Origin of the sequence: Acidovorax sp. CF316, from assembly GCF_000276605.1 — a bacterium.
Classification (GTDB): Bacteria; Pseudomonadota; Gammaproteobacteria; order Burkholderiales; family Burkholderiaceae_C; genus Acidovorax.
The window spans coordinates 1-18,830 of the sequence record NZ_AKJX01000042.1 but is presented as its reverse complement, the minus strand read 5'-3'; the positions used below and the strand labels follow the sequence as shown (position 1 = coordinate 18,830).

Here is an 18,830-nt window from a genome sequence, read left to right as displayed (position 1 = left end):
CTGGCGGCCGCCGAGCCGCGGCAGGATGCACCCGCACCGCGTGCCAGCCTGTCGCGGCGCGCGCAGAACATGCCGGCGTTGCCGGGCTCCGAAACCTCGGCCGCGTTCGCCCCGGGTGTGCCGGCGCTGGACGAGTTTCCGGTGCTGCGCTGGCGGCGCACGCTGGACAAGGCCTGGGCCTCGCTCAAGCCCGCAGAGCTCAACTATGCCGACCCGGCGGGCGAGCCTGCGCTGCGCGAGGCCATCGCCGGCCACCTGCGCGTGGCACGCGGCGCGCTGGTGGAGGCCGCGCAGGTCTTTATCACCGACGGCACGCAAGGCAGCCTGGACCTCGTTGCCCGCGCATTTGCCGATGCGGGCGACAAGGTGTGGATGGAAAACCCCGGCTACCAGGGCGCGGTGGCGGCCTTCCGCGCGGCGCAGCTCAAGACGGTGGGCATCGTGGTCGACGGCGAGGGCATGGCCCCCACCGCCAGCGACTGGCTGCGCCAGCGCCCGCGGCTCATCTACACCACGCCCTCGCACCAGTACCCGGTGGGCAGCGTGCTGAGCCTGGCGCGGCGCCTGGCACTGATCGACGGCGCACGCCAGGCCGGCGCCCTGGTGGTCGAGGACGACTACGACAGCGAGTTCCGCCACGACGGCCCGCCCATGGCCTGCATGCAGGGCCTGGCGGCCGATGCGCCCGTGGTCTACCTGGGCACCTTCAGCAAGACGTTTTTTCCGGGCCTGCGCATCGGCTTCATGGTGGTGCCCACGGCCCTGGCGCCCGCGCTGGCCCTGCTGCTGGACCGCGCCGCGCCGCGCGGGCGCACGGCCGAGCAGCGCGCGCTGGCCGAGTTCATCGTGAGCGGCCAGTTCGCCCTGCACCTGCGGCGCATGCGCCGCCTGTACCGCCAGCGCCGCGACGCGCTGGTGGCCGCGCTGGCGCAGCACCTGGGCGACATGGCCAGCGTGCACGGCGGCACGGCCGGCATGCACCTGGCCCTGCGCCTGCACGATGGCGCGGCCGACGACGTGGCGCTGAGCGCGCGCCTCATGGCGCAGCACGGCATCATGGCCCCGGCCCTGAGCCTGCACGCCGTGGGCCTGCGCGCCCAGCCCTGGCGCGGCTTTCTGCTGGGCTATGCGCAGGTGCCGGTGCAGGCCATGGAGCCGCTGGTGAAAAAGCTGGCGGGCGTAGTGCGGGGCTAAACCGCCGCCATCCTGGCGAGGTTCAGGGGCGCTGGATCAGAGGAGACATCGGCAGGAGCCGGAACGCCAACGAAGCCATCGCCAGCCAGGCCGCAATGGCCAGGCACACCGTCTGGTAGGGCTCGACGCCCCATCGCCCGGCCCAGGCGGCCACCACGCCGGTCACCGATTGCATCAGGGCCACGCCCAGGAACATGGACATGGTGTACAGCGACAGTGCGCGCCCGGTCATCTCGGCCGGATAGGAGGCGCGTGCGTCGCTGTACTGCAGCACGCCATAGCCGGACAACAGCCCCATGAGGAAGATGAGCGCCACGGTGGCAGCACCATGGTGCAGGAAGGCCAGCACCGCGAACAGGCTGGCCATCAGCAGCGAGGCGTTGCCGATCCAGGCGCGGCGCCGGTGGATGCCCGGGTCCATGCGCCCGAACGCAGCCGGGGTGAAGACCGCAATCAACGAAAGCGCCAGCGCCACGTTGCCGCTGTCCAGCAGCGAGAAACCGAAACGTTCGGTCAGCAAGGGCCCCAGCCACAGGCCGCGCAGCGTGAGGAATGCTGCGTAGCACGACATGCCCAGCACCACGATGCCCCAGGTGTGCGGGACGGTGAGCAACTCGGCAAAGCGCGCGAGCGACTGGCCCCAGCTTTCCTGCGGCGTGGGCGCTGCATCAGGCACCGCGGGCTCATGCACTAGCACGAAGATCAGAAGCCACGACAGCGCGCTCAGCACGGCGAGCACGCCGAAGCCCGTGCGCCATCCCCAGTGCTGCACCACCCAGGCCAGCGGTGTGCCCGTGAAGATCAGGCCCAGGCTGCCCACGCCCATGCTTACGCCCGAGTAGAAGGCAAAGCGCTCGACCGAAAAATACCGTGCAATGAACAGCGTGCACGCCACGAACGCCGGTGAGTAGCCGACCCCGATCAGCACCTGCCCGGCCATCAGCCAGCCATGGCTGGGCGCCAGCGCCGACAGGGCGGCCCCGGCAATGCCCAGCGGCGCGGCTGCGAGCACCGTGCGGCGAAGGCCATAGCGGTCCAGGCCAATGCCCATGAGCAGTTGCGCCACGCCGAACGACAGGCCGAACAGTCCGGCAAATGCGCCCAGCGACGAGGCCCCCAGGCCAAAGTCGGCCTGCAGCCCCTGGGCCACGATGGAGGCGGTGGTGCGGTAGGCCTGGCTGAGCGCAAAGCCTGACAGCAGTGCCAGGAGCATCAGCCAGAGGGGTTGTGTACGTGGTGAGGGGTGGGTCGTGGGAGAGGAAGGCTGCGGTGGCATGCAGGGATTGTGCAGTGCGCGGGCTTGGGGCGCAGGGAACTGGTTGGTGATCCCCTGGGCGGCTTCGCTGATTCATTCTGCGCTTCCCGCTCTGGCAGGTGGTACCACCATGAACCTCCTTGAATCCCATTCAGATCGGGTCATTTGGCAAATGAAAGTCGAAGGCCGCTTCGCGCGTGTGAAAGCAAAGCGATAGGGTTGCCTGAGCGGCCAGTCTGTCCAGCAAGATCGCGTCTGCCTCATCTTCGGATCGCTGCGAGAGAGACAGCAAAGAACAGCCGGGTTGCTCAGCAACACGCTGCTGTGGGCACACAGGACATCGCGGTCGAATGGCGCTGCGCTTTTGCTAGGGCCTGCTAGTCGTCTTCGCGCACCCGGTACTGCCCCATCAGCGTCTGCTGGACGGCCGGCGGCACGGCCTCGTAGTGCGACAACGCGATGGTGTAGCGGCCCTGGCCGCTGGTCATCGCATTGAGCCGCGACTGGTAGTTGGCCATCTCAGCCTCGGGCACCTGCCCGCCGATGGCCACCGTGCCGGCACCCAGGCCCGACGATGTGCCGGTGACCATGCCGCGCCGCAACGACAGATCACTCGTGACGTCGCCAACGGAAAGCTCGGGCACGGCGATCTCGATCTGGACGATAGGCTCGAGCACGGCCGGCCGGGCCTCGCGAATCGCCGCCATGAAGGCCTTGCGGCCGGCGGTCGCAAAGGCGATGTCCTTGCTGTCCACGCTGTGGTGCTTTCCGTCGTACACCACGACGCGCACATCGACCACGGGGTAGCCGGCGATCGCGCCGCACGCCAGCACCTCGCGCACGCCTTTCTCGACGGCGGGGATGAACTGGCCCGGGATCGTGCCGCCCCTGACTTCATCGGCGAACTCGAAGCCCGCGCCGCGCGCGAGCGGCTCGATGCGCAGGAAGACTTCGGCGAACTGGCCGGCGCCGCCGCTCTGCTTCTTGTGGCGGTGGTGGCCTTCGGCCGGCGCGGTCACGGTCTCGCGGTAGGCGATGCGCGGTGGCCGCGTCTGGACCTCGAAGCGGTACACCTCGCGCAGTCGTTCGAGCACGATGCGCAGGTGCAGTTCGCCCAGCCCGTAGAGCACCGTCTCGTTGGTCGCGGCCACGTGCTCGATGCGCAGGCACGGGTCTTCGGCCGCGAGCTTGCCGAGGATCTCCCAGGCGCGCTGCTCGTCACCATGGCGCTTGGGCTCCACTGCCAGGCCGTACACCGGTACCGGAAACGCCAGCGGCGCGAGATGCACATGGCTGTCTTCCTCCGCATCGTGCAGCACGGCATCGAAATGGATCTCGTCGACCTTGGCCACCGCCACGATGTCGCCCGGCGCCGCGTGCGACACCTCGACATGGTCCTTGCCCTGGAGCATGAACAAATGCCCCACCTTGAAGGGCTTGCGGCCGTCGCCGATGTAGAGCTGGCTGTCGCGCGTGACCGTGCCCTGGTGCACGCGGAAGATGCCCATCTTGCCGAAAAAGGGGTCGATCGTGACCTTGAACACATGCGCCAGCACGTGCAGCGTCGGGTCAGGCTTGGCCTCCATGGGCATGGCCTCTGCGCCCTCGCCAACGATGAAGCTCGGCGGGTTGGCTTCGGTCGGATCGGGCAAGAGCTTGACGATCACGTCCAGCAACTCGGCCACGCCGGCGCCGCTGCGCGACGAGACGAAGCACACCGGGATCAGGTGACCTTCGCGCAGCGCCTGCTCGAGCGGCGCGTGCAACTCGGACGGGTCCACGTCGCCTTCCTCAAGGTAGCGGTCGACAAAGGCCGCATCGACCTCGACCACCTGCTCGACCAGCGCGCGGTGCGACGCCTCGACGGGGCCGAAGTCGGAGCGCCCGAAGCGGTTGAAGAAGCAGTCGATCACCTGTCGGTTGACCCCGTCGGGCAGGTTCAGCGGCAGGCACTCGCGGCCGAAGGTCGCCTGAATGTCGGCCAAGAGGCCCGCCAGCGAGACGCCCTGCGCGTCGATCTTGTTGACGATGATCATGCGGGTGAGGTGGCGCGAGGCCGCGTACGCCATCATGCGCACCGCCATCGGCTCGATGCCGGTGGCGGCATTGATGACCACCGCCACCGTCTCGACCGCCTCCAGCGCCGGCAGGCTCTGGCCGAGGAAGTCGGGGCCGCCGGGCGTGTCGATGAAGTGGATGCGCGTGCCGCCATGCGTGAGGTGCATCACCGATGCATTGAGCGAGTGCTGCATGCGGCGCTCCAGCGGGTCGTGGTCGCTGACGGTGCTGCCGCGCTCGATGCTGCCGCAAGCGCCGATGGCGCCCGCTTTGTACAGCAAGGCCTCGGCCAGCGAAGTCTTGCCGGCGGCCGCGGCGCCCACGAGCGCCAACGTTCGCACGGCTTTCATTTCGGCCGCGAGGCCGTTCGATCGGCTTGGCATGGTTGGACTCCTTTGCACGTCCGGAAGGCCGGCCCGGCGGCCCGAAAGGGCTCAAGCGTTGCGTGTGGACGTCGGGGCAGCGTACGGGATTGGCCGCGCTGATGCAAGTGGATTGCGCCGCCGACTTCCACTACCTGACCGGCATGCATGCCGCGTTGACCGCCCCCTTGTTGCCAGCGTGCACAGACCAAAGCCCGGCTGCTATGGCCAGCCGCTGGGAAAAAAACTGGCGGGCATGATGGAAGGGCCCCATCGGAACCTGACACAGCCCGCCACAGCGACCAAGGCACCACCAAAGCCACCAGGAGAGTGCAGTGCCTTGCGCAAACGAAACGGTCCGCGGCCTGGCCGCGCCGCGGTCGTCACTCCATCGTGATCTTGGAGCTGGTCACGATGTCCCGGTACAGCGCGGCCTGCGGCTTGATGAAGGCCTTGAACTCGGGCCCGGCCATCGGCGCCACGGTGATGCCTGCGTCCAGCAGCTTTTGGCGCAGCTCGGGCTGGGCCAGCGTCTCCTTCAGGGCCTTGTCGTAGGCAGACACGGTGGCGGTGGGTGTGCCGGCCTTGAGGAACAGGCCTTGCCACAGTGGCAGGGCCATGCCGGTGAAGCCGTCTTCCTCGCCGATGCGCTTCACGTCGGGCAACTGGGGCACGCGCACGGTGTCGGACACCGACAGGGCCTTGATCTTGCCGTCCTTGAGGAAAGGCATGGCCGTGGACAGCACCAGCATGGCGCTGTTCACCTGGCCACCCACCAGGTCGTTGGTGATGTGCGTGCCACCGCGGTAGGGCACGTGCAGCATGGACACCTGGGCCTGCTTGTTGATCAGTGCGCCGTACAGGTGCTGCATGGTGCCGATGCCCGGCGTGGCGAAGTTGATGCTGTCCTTGCCGCCCTTGCGCAGCGCGGTGACCAGGTCGGTCAGGCTGGTGTAGGGCGCGGCCTTGGGCACGGCGAAGACCATGGGCACGGTGCTCATGCGGCCCACGGGCACCAGGTCGTTCTCCCAGTCGAGCTTGACCTTGGCGTTGACCATGGGCACCACCACCGTGTCGGTGCCGCCCATGTAGAGCAGGCTGCCGTCGGTGGGGCCGCCCAGCACGCGCTGCGCGGCCAGCATGCCGCTGGCGCCGGCCACGTTCTCGATGATGACGGTGCGCGCCAGGCGCTTGCCCAGCTCCGCACCCACGATGCGCGCCACCAGGTCGGCGCTGCCGCCGGCCGAGTAGCCCACGATGAGCGAGATGGGCTTGCTGTTGTTGCTGCTGTCGCCCTGGGCGCGTGCCACCAGTGCGGGTGCGAGTGCGCCGGCGGTGATGGCGCCCGCCTGGCTCAGGAGTTGTCTGCGTTGCATGGCATGCCTCCTGGTCAGAACGTGTGCTTCACGCCGAAATCGATCGCCGTGGTGCGGGTGAGCCCGTCGCGTTGGGCCGTGCCCAGATTGGTGTAGAGCAAAGTGCGCTTGCTCAGGTCGTACTGCAGGCCCAGGCCGATCATCTGCGAATCGAGGTGGGTGGCGGGCTTGAGGCTGCCGTACATGATGTAGGTGCGGCCAAAGCTCAGCGGCACCAGGGCCGAGACGCTGTAGGCCGTGGCATCGCCGTTGAGCCCGCCCTTGGCGCGTGTGTAGCTGGCCTTGGCCTGCACCACGCCGAAATCGTAGCCGCCGGCCACCAGCGCCATGTGGGTGCTGGAGTCGAGCCGGTCGAAGGCCGCGCCCAGCCACACCGGGCCATTCTTGTACTGCAGGTTGCCCGAGGTGGCGTTGCTGCGCGTGCCCTCGCCCAGGGCGGCGGCGATCTCGGCGCTCACGCCCGCGATGGTGGGCGACTTGTAGCCGACCGTGTTGGCCCAGCGGATGTTGGAAGCCTCCACCGTGGCGGCCACCGGCGTGTAGTTGGCGTAGGTGTAGGCCGAGCCGAGTTGGCTCACATAGCTCCAGTAGGTCGGGTCGGCGTTCAGCGCCACGGTGTAGGCGGCCGAGTATTCGCGGCCGGCATACACCTCGCCCCAGTCCTTGCTGCCCACGGCCACCACCGAGCGGCCCAGCCAGTACACGCTGGCGTTGCTGGGCGCGCCGGTGTCGGCGGCGAAGCGGTGCTCCAGCTGAAAGCGCGCGTACAGGCCGCCACCCATGTCCTCGCGCGCCGCAAAGCCCAGGCGCGAGGTGTTGCCGGCCTTGAGCGTCCACACCAGCGGCGTTACGCCGCGGCCGGGCAGCAGTGCACCCGGCGTGGTGCCGCCGTTGGCGCGCGCCAGGCCCTGGTCAACGATGCCGTAGATGGTGAGCGAGGACTGCGCCTGCGCTGCGCCGCAGGCGCCAAGGCCGGCCAGGGCCAGCAGCAGGGCGAGAGGGGTGGGGCAGGCGAGGGTGCCTGCCGGGGAATGCCGTGTCATGGATCTGTCTCCGATTGGATGGGGTTTGTGGCTGACGGGCAAATTGTATGTATTGAATTTGAATTGTGCAATACAATGCAATTCAATCGATGCAGCGCCCAGAGCGACAGATGACTTAAGGCGCGCCGGTTTTCATAGGTAAATCAATACAATATAAGTGCAATCCAGGGACATACCCTAGGTTGTATGAACGGAGCACACATGGCGGTCGGAATGTTCGAATCCTTCATCACGGGCCACTGGTTCAGCGCACAGGCCAAAGCCCTGTGGAGCGATGGCGCCACCCTGCAGGCCTGGCTGGACGTGGAGGCCGCGCTGGCCCGCGCGCAGGCCGAGCTGGGCGTGATCCCGCCCGAGGCGGCGCCGGTGATTGCCGCGAACGCGCGTGCCGAGCTGTTCGACCTGCCGCAGCTGGCCGAGGCGATCGCCTTTGCCCAGCACCCGCTGGTGCCGGTGCTGCACCGTTTCGAGCAGCTGTGCGGTGAGCCGGCGGCCGGCTACATCCACTGGGGCGCGACCACGCAGAACATCTTCGACACGGCCAGCGCGCTGCAGATGCAGCGCACGCACACATTGCTGGCGGGCCACCTGGATGGCGCCATCGGTGCGCTGGCCGCACTGGCCCTGGCGCACCAGGCCACGCCCATGGCCGGGCGCACGCATGGCCAGCATGCGCTGCCCATGACGCTGGGCTTCAAGCTCGCGGGCTGGGTGGACGAGCTCGACCGCAGCCGCCAACGCCTGGCCGAGCGGCTGGCTACCTCCTTCCCGGCCAGCATGGGCGGCGCCATCGGCACCTTTGCGGCCACCGGGCCGCTGGGGCCAGCGGTTCAGGCACGGCTGGCCGCGCAACTGGGCCTGTTGCCGGCGGACATGCCGCTGCGCTCGTCCTACGACCGGGTGGGCGACTACGTGGCGGCGCTGGGGCTGCTGGCCGGCACGGCGCAGAAGATCGCGCAGGACCTGGTCTTTTTGCAGCGCACCGAGATCGGCGAGGTGGCCGAAGCCTTCCACCTTGGCAAGGTGGGCAGCTCCACCATGGCGCAAAAGCGCAACCCTTCCACCGCCTTGCAACTGGTGAGCCTGGCGCGCATGCTGCGCACGCGCACCGAGGCTGCGCAGGACACCATGGTGCGCATGGACGAGGGCGACTCATCGGCCACCAACGTGGCCGACACCCTGTTGCCCGAGATCGCGATCATCGCCACCTCGGTGGCCGAGACGCTGGCGCGCCTGGCCCGCGGCCTGGTGGTGGACGAAGAGGCCATGGCGCGCAACCTGGGGCTGACGCAGGGGCTGATCGCGTCCGAAGCCGTGATGATGCGGCTGACCCAGCGCATGGGCCGGCACGAAGCACACCGTTTGCTCTACGCCGCAGCGCAGCGCGCGCAGTCCGAGGGCCTGCCTTTTGTGGACGCGATCCGCGCGCTGCCGCCATTCGAGGGGGGCGCGCTGCCGGCCGACCTGCTGCAGGCGCTGGATGCGGCGGCCTATGTGGGCGAGTCGGTTGCGCTCACGGTGCAGACCGTGGAGCGCGTGGCGCCCGGCTGCTCAGGCTAGCGCCGCCACCGATGCACCTGCGCGCCGCACCACGGGCGTAAGGTGCACGCCGTAGGGCCGGCCGGCATCGGCCCAGCGCGCGGCAATGGCGCCGTGCAGCGCCTCCACCTGGTCGGCCACGCTGCAGCCCACCACGTCGAAGAAGTCGGCATGCTCGTTGGCCAGGTCGGTGCGGCCCAGCAGCACCACGCTCAGCGGCGCGGGCACGGCGATGCCGGCCTGGGCCAGCAGGCGCTGGAAGAGGGCCCCGTCCTCGATGCCCCAGGCCACCAGGGCGCTGAAGGGCAGGGCGCCGGCGGCATCGGCACGGGATTGCAGTTGCTGCACCAGGCACGCGGTGTAGTCCTCGTGCGGCAGCGTGTCCTGCGTGATCTCGGTCAGCTCCAACCCGGGCAGGGTGTGCTGCAGATGGGCAAAGCGCCGCCGACCGAGTTGGGTGGCCAGAAAAGGATGCGCCGTGGTGGCATAGGCGATGCGACGGTGCCCTTGCTGCACCAGCTGTTCGATGGCTGCGGCCAGCGGTTCGCCCCATTCGGTACCCACGGCCTCCACGTCAGCACCCACCAGCGCTGCGCCATCGACGGCCAGCACCTCGCACTTGTCGCGCAGCGCGGCCAGCAGGGCGATGGGGATGGCCTTGAAGGTGGACTGCACCACGCAGGCATCGAAGCGCGGCAGGCCCTTGAGCACCGTGAGCGCATGGTCGGGGTCGGTGTACGACAGCTCCAGCACCCGGTGCCCCTCGGCGGCCAGGCGGCGCTGCAGCCCTTCGACGAGCACCCGGCCGCGCGCGATGCTGATGGAGCGGCGCAGCAGCAGCACGGATTTCACGGTGGAGGGCGTGGCGCCGGCCGCGGGGGCCCTGGTCCGCTCGCTGTCGACAGGCGCAGGAGCAGTAGCAGGGGCTCGTGCGCTGCCCGTGCCCCGGAAGTAGGTGCCCCGGCCCACCTGCGAATCGATCAGGCCCCGGTCCTTGAGGCCCTGGAAGGCGCGCTGCACCAACATCTGCGAGGCGCCGAAACGTTTCATCAGCTCGCGGATGGTGGGCAGCCGGTCGCCGGGGTGGGCCCCGTGGGCCAATTGGTCCAGGAACTGTTCAAGATCGGGCGGGGAGCTGCTGCGCATGGTGTCCATACAATACACCACAAATTGCATGGCATCGCCGCCAGTTTGGCCCGGGGCGGGCGTCCTGGGAAGGGGCGGCCGCGGCCTTCAGCGTCGCTTCCAGTCGAACGCCGCGATGTGGATGCGTTGGTTGAATGTGCCGTCCCACTGCACCTGCAGCCCGGCGCGCCGCAGTTCTTCGGCGACCCACTGGCCGATGCGCGGGCCTTCGGTGTCCTCGGTGCGCGCATCCATCGTGCCGAAGGCCAGGAACAGCCCACCGCCGTCCACGGCGCGGGCCAGGTCCTGCCCATGGTAGAAGCAATAGCCCGTGATGTGGTCCCGGTCCGGCGCACCGGCATGGGCTTCCCGCACATCGCTGTAGCCATCGCTTTGCGTGTACCCGGCGTTGTGCAGCGCGATCACGCCGCGCTGTGCCAGCGCCTTGAACGCGGCATCGAGCCGGTCGCAATCGGTGGTGGCAGGCCAGCCCTTCTTCGATTGCTCGTGCTCACGCAGTGCCGCATCCACGGCCTGCTCGACCGCGTCGGCATCGAGCTCGCCGGGCTCGTACATCTCCTCGGTCAGGATCTCGACCATGCGCTCGCGGTCTTCGAAGCCGCCGCGCACAAGGCCCTGGATTTCTCGGAGCACGTCGGGGTCAAGGGCCATGGCGGGTCTTGGTAAGGGACTGGGGGATGGGGCGTGCCGCTCAGTACAGCAGGCGCAGGCCGCCGGGCATGCGCACCTCCGCCCGATAGCGGAATGTAGCGCCCTTTTCCACCTGGGGCGCATGCACGAGGCCCAGCGCCGCGTACAGGTCCTGGACCATGGCGGGATCGGGGTGCTCGAGGGTGAAGCGGGCAAGCCGCGCTCCCAGGTCCGGCATGGCTGCGATCGGTGGCGGGCGCTGGCCCCGGTCGATCACCGAGGGGGCCACACCTGCGAGCGGCAGCCCGCCCCCGGGCGGAATGGCAAAGAAGTAGGGCGGCGCGGCCCCGGCAGACAGCTGGGTCTTGCGGCCCAGCAGGTGCCCGTGCTGCGCCAGCACCGCGTCCATCTGCTGCGTGCGCGCCACCCAGCCGCGCAGGCGGTGGCCACGGTGCCATGCCTCCCGCACGGCATCCTGGTCGTCCAGCCCGAACCAGCGGGCCTGCGCTGACGGGGGCGCCGCGGGGTTGAGGGCGATCACCTCCAGGTAGACGTCGTCGCCCAGCCGCAACAGGCGGTTGTGGGTGCCCATGTCGGGGTGCTCGCGGCCGGCTGGCAGATCGATGCCCAGGCAGGCGTGCACGTGTGCGGCGCCGTCTTCGAGCGAGGGCGCGATGAGGGTCAGGTGGTCGAGGGTGAGCATGACCATGGCTCCACAGTGCCCTGCGGTGAGAGAAACCATTGGTCCTTCAGCCCATACTCCTGCCGCAACGCTGCGTCTCGCTGCGGATCGAACGGAACCACACCTGCCTGCCGGAGCCTCGCACAGTGCTCGCTTGCATAGCGGTGCGCATAGTCTTCCTTCTGCGCCGAAGGGCGGCTGTCCCACTCCTGAGCAGAGAAGCGCCGGTAGTCCACATGGTGGCCCAGTTCGTGCAGCAAGGTGCGGTACAGCACAGTGTTGCGCAGGCTGGCCGCAGTGGGTGCGATGGTGATGGAGCGCCGTGTCTTGCGGATTTGATGGCCGTCGGCATGCAGCCTGTCCAGCTCACGCTGGTCTTGCGGGTCCAGTGCTTTGCGCCAGACGGTGGTCTCCAGGGGCTGTGCTTCGAGCACGATGGCGGTGCCGGCATGGGGGCCTTTCTCGAACGCAAAAACCGCGCGCCCCCACACGGGCCGCAGGATGCGCTGCTTGCGCGTGGGCTGGCGCATCACGATGAAATCGAGGACCGCGAGGTCTTGTGCGGGTACCTGGGCAAGGATCTCCAGCGCATCCTCCACCGAGCAGGGGTGGAACCAGCCGGACCGGGTGGGCTCCACAAAGAATCGGAGGCAGTGGCCGTTGACCCGCTGCGTGAAGGTGGCGCACGCACCCAGGCGCTCGTAGAAGACGCTGCGGTCGTGCCACGATTGCGGGATCGTCAGCCGGTTGTCCTCCCCGTGTCCCTGGGCCGGGGTGCCGATGTTGCGGTTGCGTCGAACGGGGTTCCAGCCAGGGCGCATGGGGTCTCCGGGTTGCGGGGGGCCGAACATGCCCCCGGGCCGATGCCATTATCGGGGCACCCCGGTCGCCCGGGTCCGGCGCCTGCCTTGGTTCACCCCAGCTCCCGCAGGTCCACCACATGCACCGCGCAGGCGTTGCGACCGCTGTGCTTGGCCGCGTACAGGGCGCGGTCGGCGGCCAGGAGCAGGTCGGTGGGGCGCACGGGCTGCTCGCCGGGGGCGAGGTAGGCCACGCCCACGCTGGTGGTCATCTGCCGGGGCATGTGGTGGTGCTGCATCGGCATGGGTTCACGGATGGCGTGCAGCACCTTGTCGGCCACGGTCTGGGCCTCGTCGCACGATGACAGGTGGGGCAGCACCACGGCGAATTCGTCGCCGGCGATGCGCGCCGGGAAGTCCGTGCTGCGCACGGCTTCCCGCAGCCGCTCGGCCATGGTGACCAGGGCCGCGTCCCCGGCGGCGTGGCCCCAGGTGTCGTTGATGGCCTTGAAGTGGTCGATGTCCAGGAACATCAGCGCCATGCCGGTGCCCGAGACCTGGCTGGCCTGCAGGGCCGCAGCCAGGTGGATGTCGAACTGGCGCCGGTTGGCCAGGCCGGTGAGCGTGTCGGTCATGGCCAGCTCCTTCATGCGGCGCTCGGACTGGCGGATGGCGGTCACGTCGGTGGTCAGCGTGTAGATGCCCAGCACCTCGCCCACGGCCAGCATGTCGGGGATGTAGTCGGTCTGCAGGATGCGCCGGATGCCCAGGGCCTCGGACTCGACTTCGAACTGCACGCGCTGGCCCGAGAGGGCGCGGCGCAAGGGGTCTGCGCGCTGGGCATACAGGGCCGGGCCGATCACCTCGGGCAGCGGCTTGCCCAGGGCATGCTCGATGGGAAGACCCGTCCACTCCTCGAAGGTGTGGTTCAGGAACTGCAGCCGGTGGGCGCGGTCGATGTAGGTGATCATCACCGGCAGGTTGTCGGCGATGGCGCGCAGCCGCCGCTCGGTGCGTTCATGGCGCAGCTGCAGCTCCTTGAGGGCGGTGACGTCGAAGGACATCAGGTAGAAGCCCACCACGGCCGGCGGGGTGCTGCCCTCCCCATCGTCGGCATCGAACTCGGGGATCAGGTGGCTCTGCAGGTGCCGGGGCGTGCCCTCGTGGTCCACGCAGCCCTCGAACTGGGCGCGCCGACCAGCCAGCGCCTCCAGCAGGTAGGGCAGGTGCAGCGCGTACTGCACGTCGCCGAGCAGCTCCTGGGCGTACAGGCCGACCTGCGGGCGCTCGATCAGCCCGCGCGACTGCAGCGCGTAGTCGTTGGCGAACAGGCAGCGCTGGCGGACATCGAAATGGCAGACCACGGCTGGCAGGTTGCACAGCACGTCGCGCAGCCGCTGCTCGGTGCGCGCCAGGCGCTGCTCGGCCTCGCGGCGCGCGCGGATGTCACGCAAGAAGGCATTCGCCACGGGGCCGCTGGCGGTGGACTGCACCGCCATCATCATCTCCACCGGCACCTCGCTGCCATTGCGGTGGCGGCCCAGCAGCTCGGCGGGGCGGCCCGAGGCCAGGCTGCGTCCCAGGTCCAGCAGCTGGGCGTGGGCCGTGAGCGGTGCATGCGGGGGAATGCGTGGCCCGATCAGCGCCACCATGTCCCGGCCGATGGCCTCGGCCGCGCTCCAGCCGAACATGCGCGCCGCCTCGGGGTTCCAGTCGGTCACGCGGCCATCGGCCCCGACGGCGATGAAGGCGTCGCCCGCGGTGCTCAGGATGTCGGCGGTGCGCTGCTGCTCCTGCACCAGCGTGGCCAGCAGCGGCTGCACACGGCCGCGCAACGCCCAGGTGCCGGCGGCCACCAGGCCCAGCACCGACAGCGCGATCAGGTGCAGTTGCCCGCGCAGCGGCGCGTACAGCGTGGTGACGTCGGTCTTGAGCACCAGGCCCAGGCCGTAGCTGCCGATGGGGCCGTAGCCGGCCGCCACCGGCACGCCGCGCAGGTCACGGGCATAGCTCACCCCGCTCTGGCCCAGCAGCGCCAGGCTGATGGGCAGGCTGGGCTTGCCCGCGGCCGTCCACAGCGGCACGGTGAAGGGCGCGGTGTAGAGCCGGCTCGGGGCGCAGGCGGCAACGTCGGCGCGGCGGCTGCAGATCACGGCGTCGGCCGATTCGGTGGAGCGGCGCATCTGGTCCATCAGGCGGTCGAACAGCCGAAGCTTCTGCTCCATGACCACCTGGCCCACCACCGCACCGCCCTGGCGCACCGGCACCAGCGTGCGCAGCACATAGCCGGCGTTCCAGCGCAGCTCGGCCTGCTGCGACCCGTCCATGTCCAGCGGCTCGATGGAGCGCGCGCTGTCGCCCAGGAACAGGCCGGCCGAACGCAGCAGGTGCCCGCGCGCATCGAGAAAACGCACCCCGTCCACACCACCCACTAGGAAGTCGGCCGTCTGCGCGTCCAGCTGCTCGCTGGCCTGGGTGTCGCGGGGCGCGGCGTTCAGCCGTGCCATGGCCTGGGCCAGCGCGGGGCCGTCGCCAGCGGCGGCCGACAGCGCCAGGCTGCTGCGCAGCGCATCGTCCAGCGCCAGCGCATAGGTGCGGGCCGACTGCTCCATGGCCTGCAGCACCGATTTCTCGAAGGTCTCGCGCATGGCGACAAAACCCGCGATGCCCCCGCCCACGGCGACCAGCGTGAGCGCAGTGATGGCGCGGTAGGTGATGCGCCGCTCCAGCCACTGCGGGTCGCGTGTCCGGTCGACGGGGACCCTGTCGCGCAACTGCCAGATGCCCGCACCCAGCACCAGCAGCGCCACGGCCGTGCTCATCGGTACCTGGTTGTGCGAGGCTACGCGGTACAGCAGCTCCAGCCCCATCAGGTGGCCGGCCAGGCCCAGGGTGGCCACGGTGGCCAGCAGCGCCAGCGCCATCCGCCCGGCGCGCCGGTGGCGGGGGCGGCGCATGGGGGCGGCGCACCACAGGGCGGCCGCGCACGCCATGAAGGCCACGCCGCCATTGGGCGAGATGCTGTGGGTCCTCGCGGCCTGCAGGCTGCCGCCGCTGAGGAAGCCGGGCAGGGTGGCCGCCGCATCGGGCCCTGCCAGCGCGCGCCACAGGGCCAGCACGCTGTACAGGCCGGCCGCCAGCGCCAGCAGCGAGGCCGCTGCCTGGGCAGGTCGGTGTGTATCGGGGAAGGCGCGCAGGCACAGGGCGGCGCCCAGCAGCAGCAGGATCATCGCGGCGTGGATGCCGGGCTCCACCGCATCGGCGAAACCCCTGCCCAAGGCCAGCTGCGGGAAGACCGCGCGCAGGACCAGAACGAAGGCAAAAGCACTACCCAGGGCCCCCAGTGCCATGGAGGTCATTGCATACCGGTCGCGCAGCGTGTGTGCCATCGCACTGCCCCCGTGTTTGTGACAACAGGTTACGCTTCGGGCGCTGGTTGCGCTAGGCGGGATAAACCCCCGAAAACGCAACGGTCCAGGGCCCACCGCGGGGCAGGCGCCGGGTGCGCGGCCTGGATTGCGGGTGGAGAGGGTGGTAAAATGGCAGCGCTTGCGCACCCTGCGCCAGCCAGGCCGTGGACGACTTCGGCCGTGTACCGACACCGGGGGACGGCCCTTGTTTTCCCCCTGGTGGACGACATGGACAGGCCGAACCCTCTCACCCCCCGCACTCCCCGTACCCCCGGTACCTCCCGTACTTCGCGTCGCAGCGCTGTGGCGCCTTCCCATCCGTCGGTCCCTCCAGCCCCTGAGGCCCGGGCGGCAGCTCCGGGTCCTGCGCGCCTGGTGGCGCCCGCCACCTGGGCCCTGCTGGCCGGCGCGTGGCTGGTGGCCGGTCTCTTCATCGCCTTCGGCAGCACCTGGCTGGCGGCGCCGCTGGGCCCGGGTGTCGCGGCCGTCGCCTTCGGCGTGCTGTTCGCCACCATCCTCGCGGCCTCGTTCGGGGTGGTGCACGAGGCGGACCACCTCGCGCAACAGCTCGGGGAGCCCTATGGCACGCTGGTGCTCACGCTGTCCATCGTCTCCATCGAGGTGATCCTGATCGCCTCGGTGCTGCTCGGCCCGGGCGACTCCTCGGCCATCGGCCGTGACTCCATCTTCGCGGTGATGATGATCATCATGAACCTGGTGATCGGCATCTGCCTGGTGGCCGGCGCGGCGCGCCACGGCGACCAGGAGTACAACGCCCAGGGCGCCTCGGCCTACCTGGGCATGATCGTGCTGCTCACCGGCACGGCGCTGGTGCTGCCCAACCACCTGGGCGGGGCGGGCGCGTTCTCCACGCCCCAGGCGCTGGGCATGGCCGCCCTCACGGCCTGCCTGTACGCGGCCTTCCTGTGGCTGCAGATGCGCAGCCACCGGCGCTACTTCCTGCAGCCTGCGGCCGGCAGCATGGCGGTGCCGGCATCGGCATCGCCGCCGGCGCTGGCACTGGCACCGCAGCAGCCGGGCGCCGGCCGGCGCGCTGCGCTCGTGCATTCGATGGTGCTGCTGGCGCTGGTGCTGCCCATCGTGCTGCTGGCGCACTACCTGGCCATCGTCACCGACTACGGCATTGCCGCGGCCGGCGCGCCTGCCGCCGTGGGCGGGGTGCTCATCGCCATCATCGTCTTCACGCCCGAATCCATCACCGCCGTGCGCGCCGCGATGGCCAACGAGATGCAGCGCACCCTCAACCTGTGCCTGGGGGCCTTTGTCTCCACCGTGGGCCTCACGGTGCCAGCCGTGCTGCTCATCGGCGTGGCCACGGGCCAGCGCATGGCCATGGGCCTGTCGGGCACCGAGGTGGTGCTGCTGGTGCTGACGGTCGCGCTCTCCATGCTGGGCTTCAACGGGCAGCGCAGCTCGCCGATCCAGGGGCTGATGCACCTCACGCTCTTCGCCGTGTTCGGGCTGGTGCTCTTTCTCCCCTGAGGCGGCGCCAGAGACACCGGGGCCCCGGGATTTCCCGGAATGTCATCGCATCGACAGTCATGCACGGCGGCCATGCCTAGCATGCCGCCATGACCTGTTCACCCCTGCCCACGGCCGCGCCCGGCCCCGCCATCGCACACCCCGACCGCTCGCCCGGTGCGGCCCCCATCGAGGCCAGGCCGCTGCGCCAGGCGGTGGACTGGGCCATCGTCTCGCGGCGCAGCATCCGCGCCTTTTTGCCCACACCGGTGGGGCCGGACGAGGTGCATGCCATCCTCGACGTGGCGCGCCATGCGGCCTCGGGCATGAACACCCAGCCCTGGCGCGTGCATGTGCTCACGGGTGCCGCCAAGGAGCGGTTGAGCGCCGCCATCGTCGCCGTCGACAACGACGGCGATGCGGCGGCGGCCCTCACCGAGCCCTACCACTACTACCCCATCGACTGGGTTTCGCCCTATGTGGACCGGCGCCGCAAGGTAGGCTGGGACCTGTATGGCCTGCTCGGCATCGCCAAGGGCGACAAGGCGCGCATGCATGCCCAGCACGGCCGCAACTACCGCTTCTTCGATGCGCCCGTGGGGCTGATCTTCACGGTGAGCCGCGCCTTGCAGGCCGGCAGCCTGCTCGACTACGGCATGTTCCTGCAGAGCCTGATGGTGGCGGCCCGCGCGCGCGGGCTCGATACCTGCCCGCAGGTGGCGTTCACCAGGTTCCACCAGGTCATCCATGCCGAGCTGCGCATCCCCGACACCGAGATGGTGGTCTGTGGCATGGGCCTGGGCCATGCCGACCCGGCCTGCATCGAGAACACGCTGGTGACCGAGCGCGAGAGCGTCGAGTCGTTCACCACCTTTCACCCCTGACCGCGCCCCCAAAAATGGAGACCCGCATGAGCCATATCCCCCACCGCAGCCCCTACCAGCAAGGCTTGGAACGTACTCCCGCCAACCACCTGCCGCTCACGCCGCTGGGCTTTCTGGACCGCAGCGCGCAAGTGCATCCCGATGGCATTGCCGTGGTGCACGCGGGCAGCATGCAGACCTGGGCACAGACACGCGAGCGCGCCTACCGTTTGGCCAGCGCGCTGGCCAGGCGGGGTGTGCAGCGCGGCGACACCGTGGCCATCCTCGCGCCCAACACGCCCGCGATGCTGGAGGCGCACCTGGGCATCCCCCTGTGCGGTGCGGTCATCAACGCCATCAACTGCCGGCTCGACGCCGAGGCCATCGGCTTCATCCTGCGCCATGGCGAGGCGCGCGTGCTGCTGGTGGACAGCGAATTCGCGGCGCTTGCGGCCCAGGCCGTCGCCGGCCTGGCGCAGCCGCTGCTGGTGGTCGCCATCCACGATGCGGGCCTGCCCGCTCAGCCGGCCTTTGGCGTGCTCGACTACGAAACCCTGCTGGCCGAGGGCGACCCGGTTTTTGAAGGCCTGTGGCCCGAGGACGAGTGGGAGCCGATCGCGCTGAACTACACCTCGGGCACCACCGGCGACCCCAAGGGCGTGGTGCCCAGCCACCGCGGCGCCTACCTCATGAGCCTGCTGCAGATGACCGACTGGGCGATGCCGCGCCGGCCCGTCTACCTGTGGACGCTGCCCATGTTCCACGCCAACGGCTGGTGCTTCACCTGGGCCGTCACGGCAGCGGCGGGCACGCATGTGTGCCTGCGCAAGGTCACAGCCCGGGCCATCTTCGAGGCCATTGCCGAACACGGCGTGGACCATTTCTGCGCCGCGCCCACGGTGTTGGCCATGCTGGCGAATGCGCCGGCGCACGAGCGCATCGTGCTGCCGCGCCCGGTGCGCGTGCTCACGGCGGGCTCGCCGCCGCCCG

At 69.8% G+C, this 18,830-nt stretch carries 14 protein-coding genes; 5 read left to right on the top strand and 9 right to left on the bottom strand.

The genetic code is table 11. The features are described 5' to 3' along the window. Positions 1-1,194 (top strand): PLP-dependent aminotransferase family protein, encoded by a 1,194-nt coding sequence (locus PMI14_RS05335; protein ID WP_007850794.1) that lies wholly within the window; start codon positions 1-3, stop codon positions 1,192-1,194. 22 nt (positions 1,195-1,216) lie between these two features. On the opposite strand, the gene PMI14_RS05330 is transcribed toward PMI14_RS05335, so the two are convergent. From PMI14_RS05330 to PMI14_RS05315, 4 genes are all read right to left on the bottom strand, one after another. Further along, a complete protein-coding gene (locus tag PMI14_RS05330) occupies positions 1,217-2,407 on the bottom strand; it encodes a nitrate/nitrite transporter (protein ID WP_007850792.1) in 1,191 nt (396 codons plus the stop codon). Between the two features lie 419 nt (positions 2,408-2,826). Continuing rightward, complete coding sequence (fusA, locus tag PMI14_RS05325; RefSeq protein ID WP_007850791.1) at positions 2,827-4,890, bottom strand: elongation factor G; 2,064 nt, start codon at positions 4,888-4,890, stop codon at positions 2,827-2,829. A gap of 362 nt (positions 4,891-5,252) precedes the next feature. After that, positions 5,253-6,245 (bottom strand): tripartite tricarboxylate transporter substrate binding protein, encoded by a 993-nt coding sequence (locus tag PMI14_RS05320; RefSeq protein WP_007850787.1) that lies wholly within the window; start codon positions 6,243-6,245, stop codon positions 5,253-5,255. Between the two features lie 14 nt (positions 6,246-6,259). Then, complete coding sequence (locus PMI14_RS05315; RefSeq protein WP_007850785.1) at positions 6,260-7,288, bottom strand: porin; 1,029 nt, start codon at positions 7,286-7,288, stop codon at positions 6,260-6,262. A 201-nt stretch (positions 7,289-7,489) separates the two neighbouring features. Here PMI14_RS05315 and PMI14_RS05310 point away from each other — a divergent pair, with 201 nt between their 5' ends. After that, the gene (locus PMI14_RS05310) at positions 7,490-8,848 is read left to right on the top strand and encodes an adenylosuccinate lyase family protein (protein ID WP_007850782.1); all 1,359 of its coding nucleotides are present in this window, start codon (positions 7,490-7,492) and stop codon (positions 8,846-8,848) included. On the opposite strand, the gene PMI14_RS05305 is transcribed toward PMI14_RS05310, so the two are convergent. The 5 genes from PMI14_RS05305 to PMI14_RS33370 form a co-directional block, all read right to left on the bottom strand. Further along, positions 8,840-9,973: a GntR family transcriptional regulator gene (locus PMI14_RS05305; RefSeq protein WP_158279158.1), complete on the bottom strand. Its 1,134-nt coding sequence runs from the start codon at positions 9,971-9,973 to the stop codon at positions 8,840-8,842. The two genes, PMI14_RS05310 and PMI14_RS05305, sit on opposite strands and share 9 nt — an antisense overlap. A gap of 87 nt (positions 9,974-10,060) precedes the next feature. Then, on the bottom strand, positions 10,061-10,624 hold the full coding sequence (locus PMI14_RS05300; RefSeq protein ID WP_007850776.1) for a hypothetical protein: 564 nt from the start codon (positions 10,622-10,624) through the stop codon (positions 10,061-10,063). A gap of 40 nt (positions 10,625-10,664) precedes the next feature. Further along, on the bottom strand, positions 10,665-11,306 hold the full coding sequence (locus tag PMI14_RS05295; protein ID WP_007850773.1) for a VOC family protein: 642 nt from the start codon (positions 11,304-11,306) through the stop codon (positions 10,665-10,667). After that, the gene (locus PMI14_RS05290; protein WP_108016531.1) at positions 11,285-12,136 is read right to left on the bottom strand and encodes a hypothetical protein; all 852 of its coding nucleotides are present in this window, start codon (positions 12,134-12,136) and stop codon (positions 11,285-11,287) included. Before PMI14_RS05290 ends, PMI14_RS05295 begins: the two co-directional genes overlap by 22 nt. A gap of 62 nt (positions 12,137-12,198) precedes the next feature. Beyond that, complete coding sequence (locus PMI14_RS33370; RefSeq protein ID WP_007850766.1) at positions 12,199-15,474, bottom strand: bifunctional diguanylate cyclase/phosphodiesterase; 3,276 nt, start codon at positions 15,472-15,474, stop codon at positions 12,199-12,201. Positions 15,475-15,870: 396 nt separating this feature from the next. On the opposite strand from PMI14_RS33370, the gene PMI14_RS05280 reads away from it, so the two are divergent. The 3 genes from PMI14_RS05280 to PMI14_RS05270 all read left to right on the top strand — a co-directional run. Continuing rightward, entirely contained in the window at positions 15,871-16,998 is a 1,128-nt protein-coding gene (locus tag PMI14_RS05280) for a calcium:proton antiporter (RefSeq protein WP_007850763.1), read from the top strand. An 89-nt stretch (positions 16,999-17,087) separates the two neighbouring features. After that, positions 17,088-17,861 (top strand): nitroreductase, encoded by a 774-nt coding sequence (locus PMI14_RS05275; protein ID WP_007850761.1) that lies wholly within the window; start codon positions 17,088-17,090, stop codon positions 17,859-17,861. Between the two features lie 26 nt (positions 17,862-17,887). Next, positions 17,888-18,830 (top strand): AMP-binding protein (locus PMI14_RS05270; protein ID WP_007850758.1); only part of this gene is annotated, 943 nt, incomplete at its 3' end.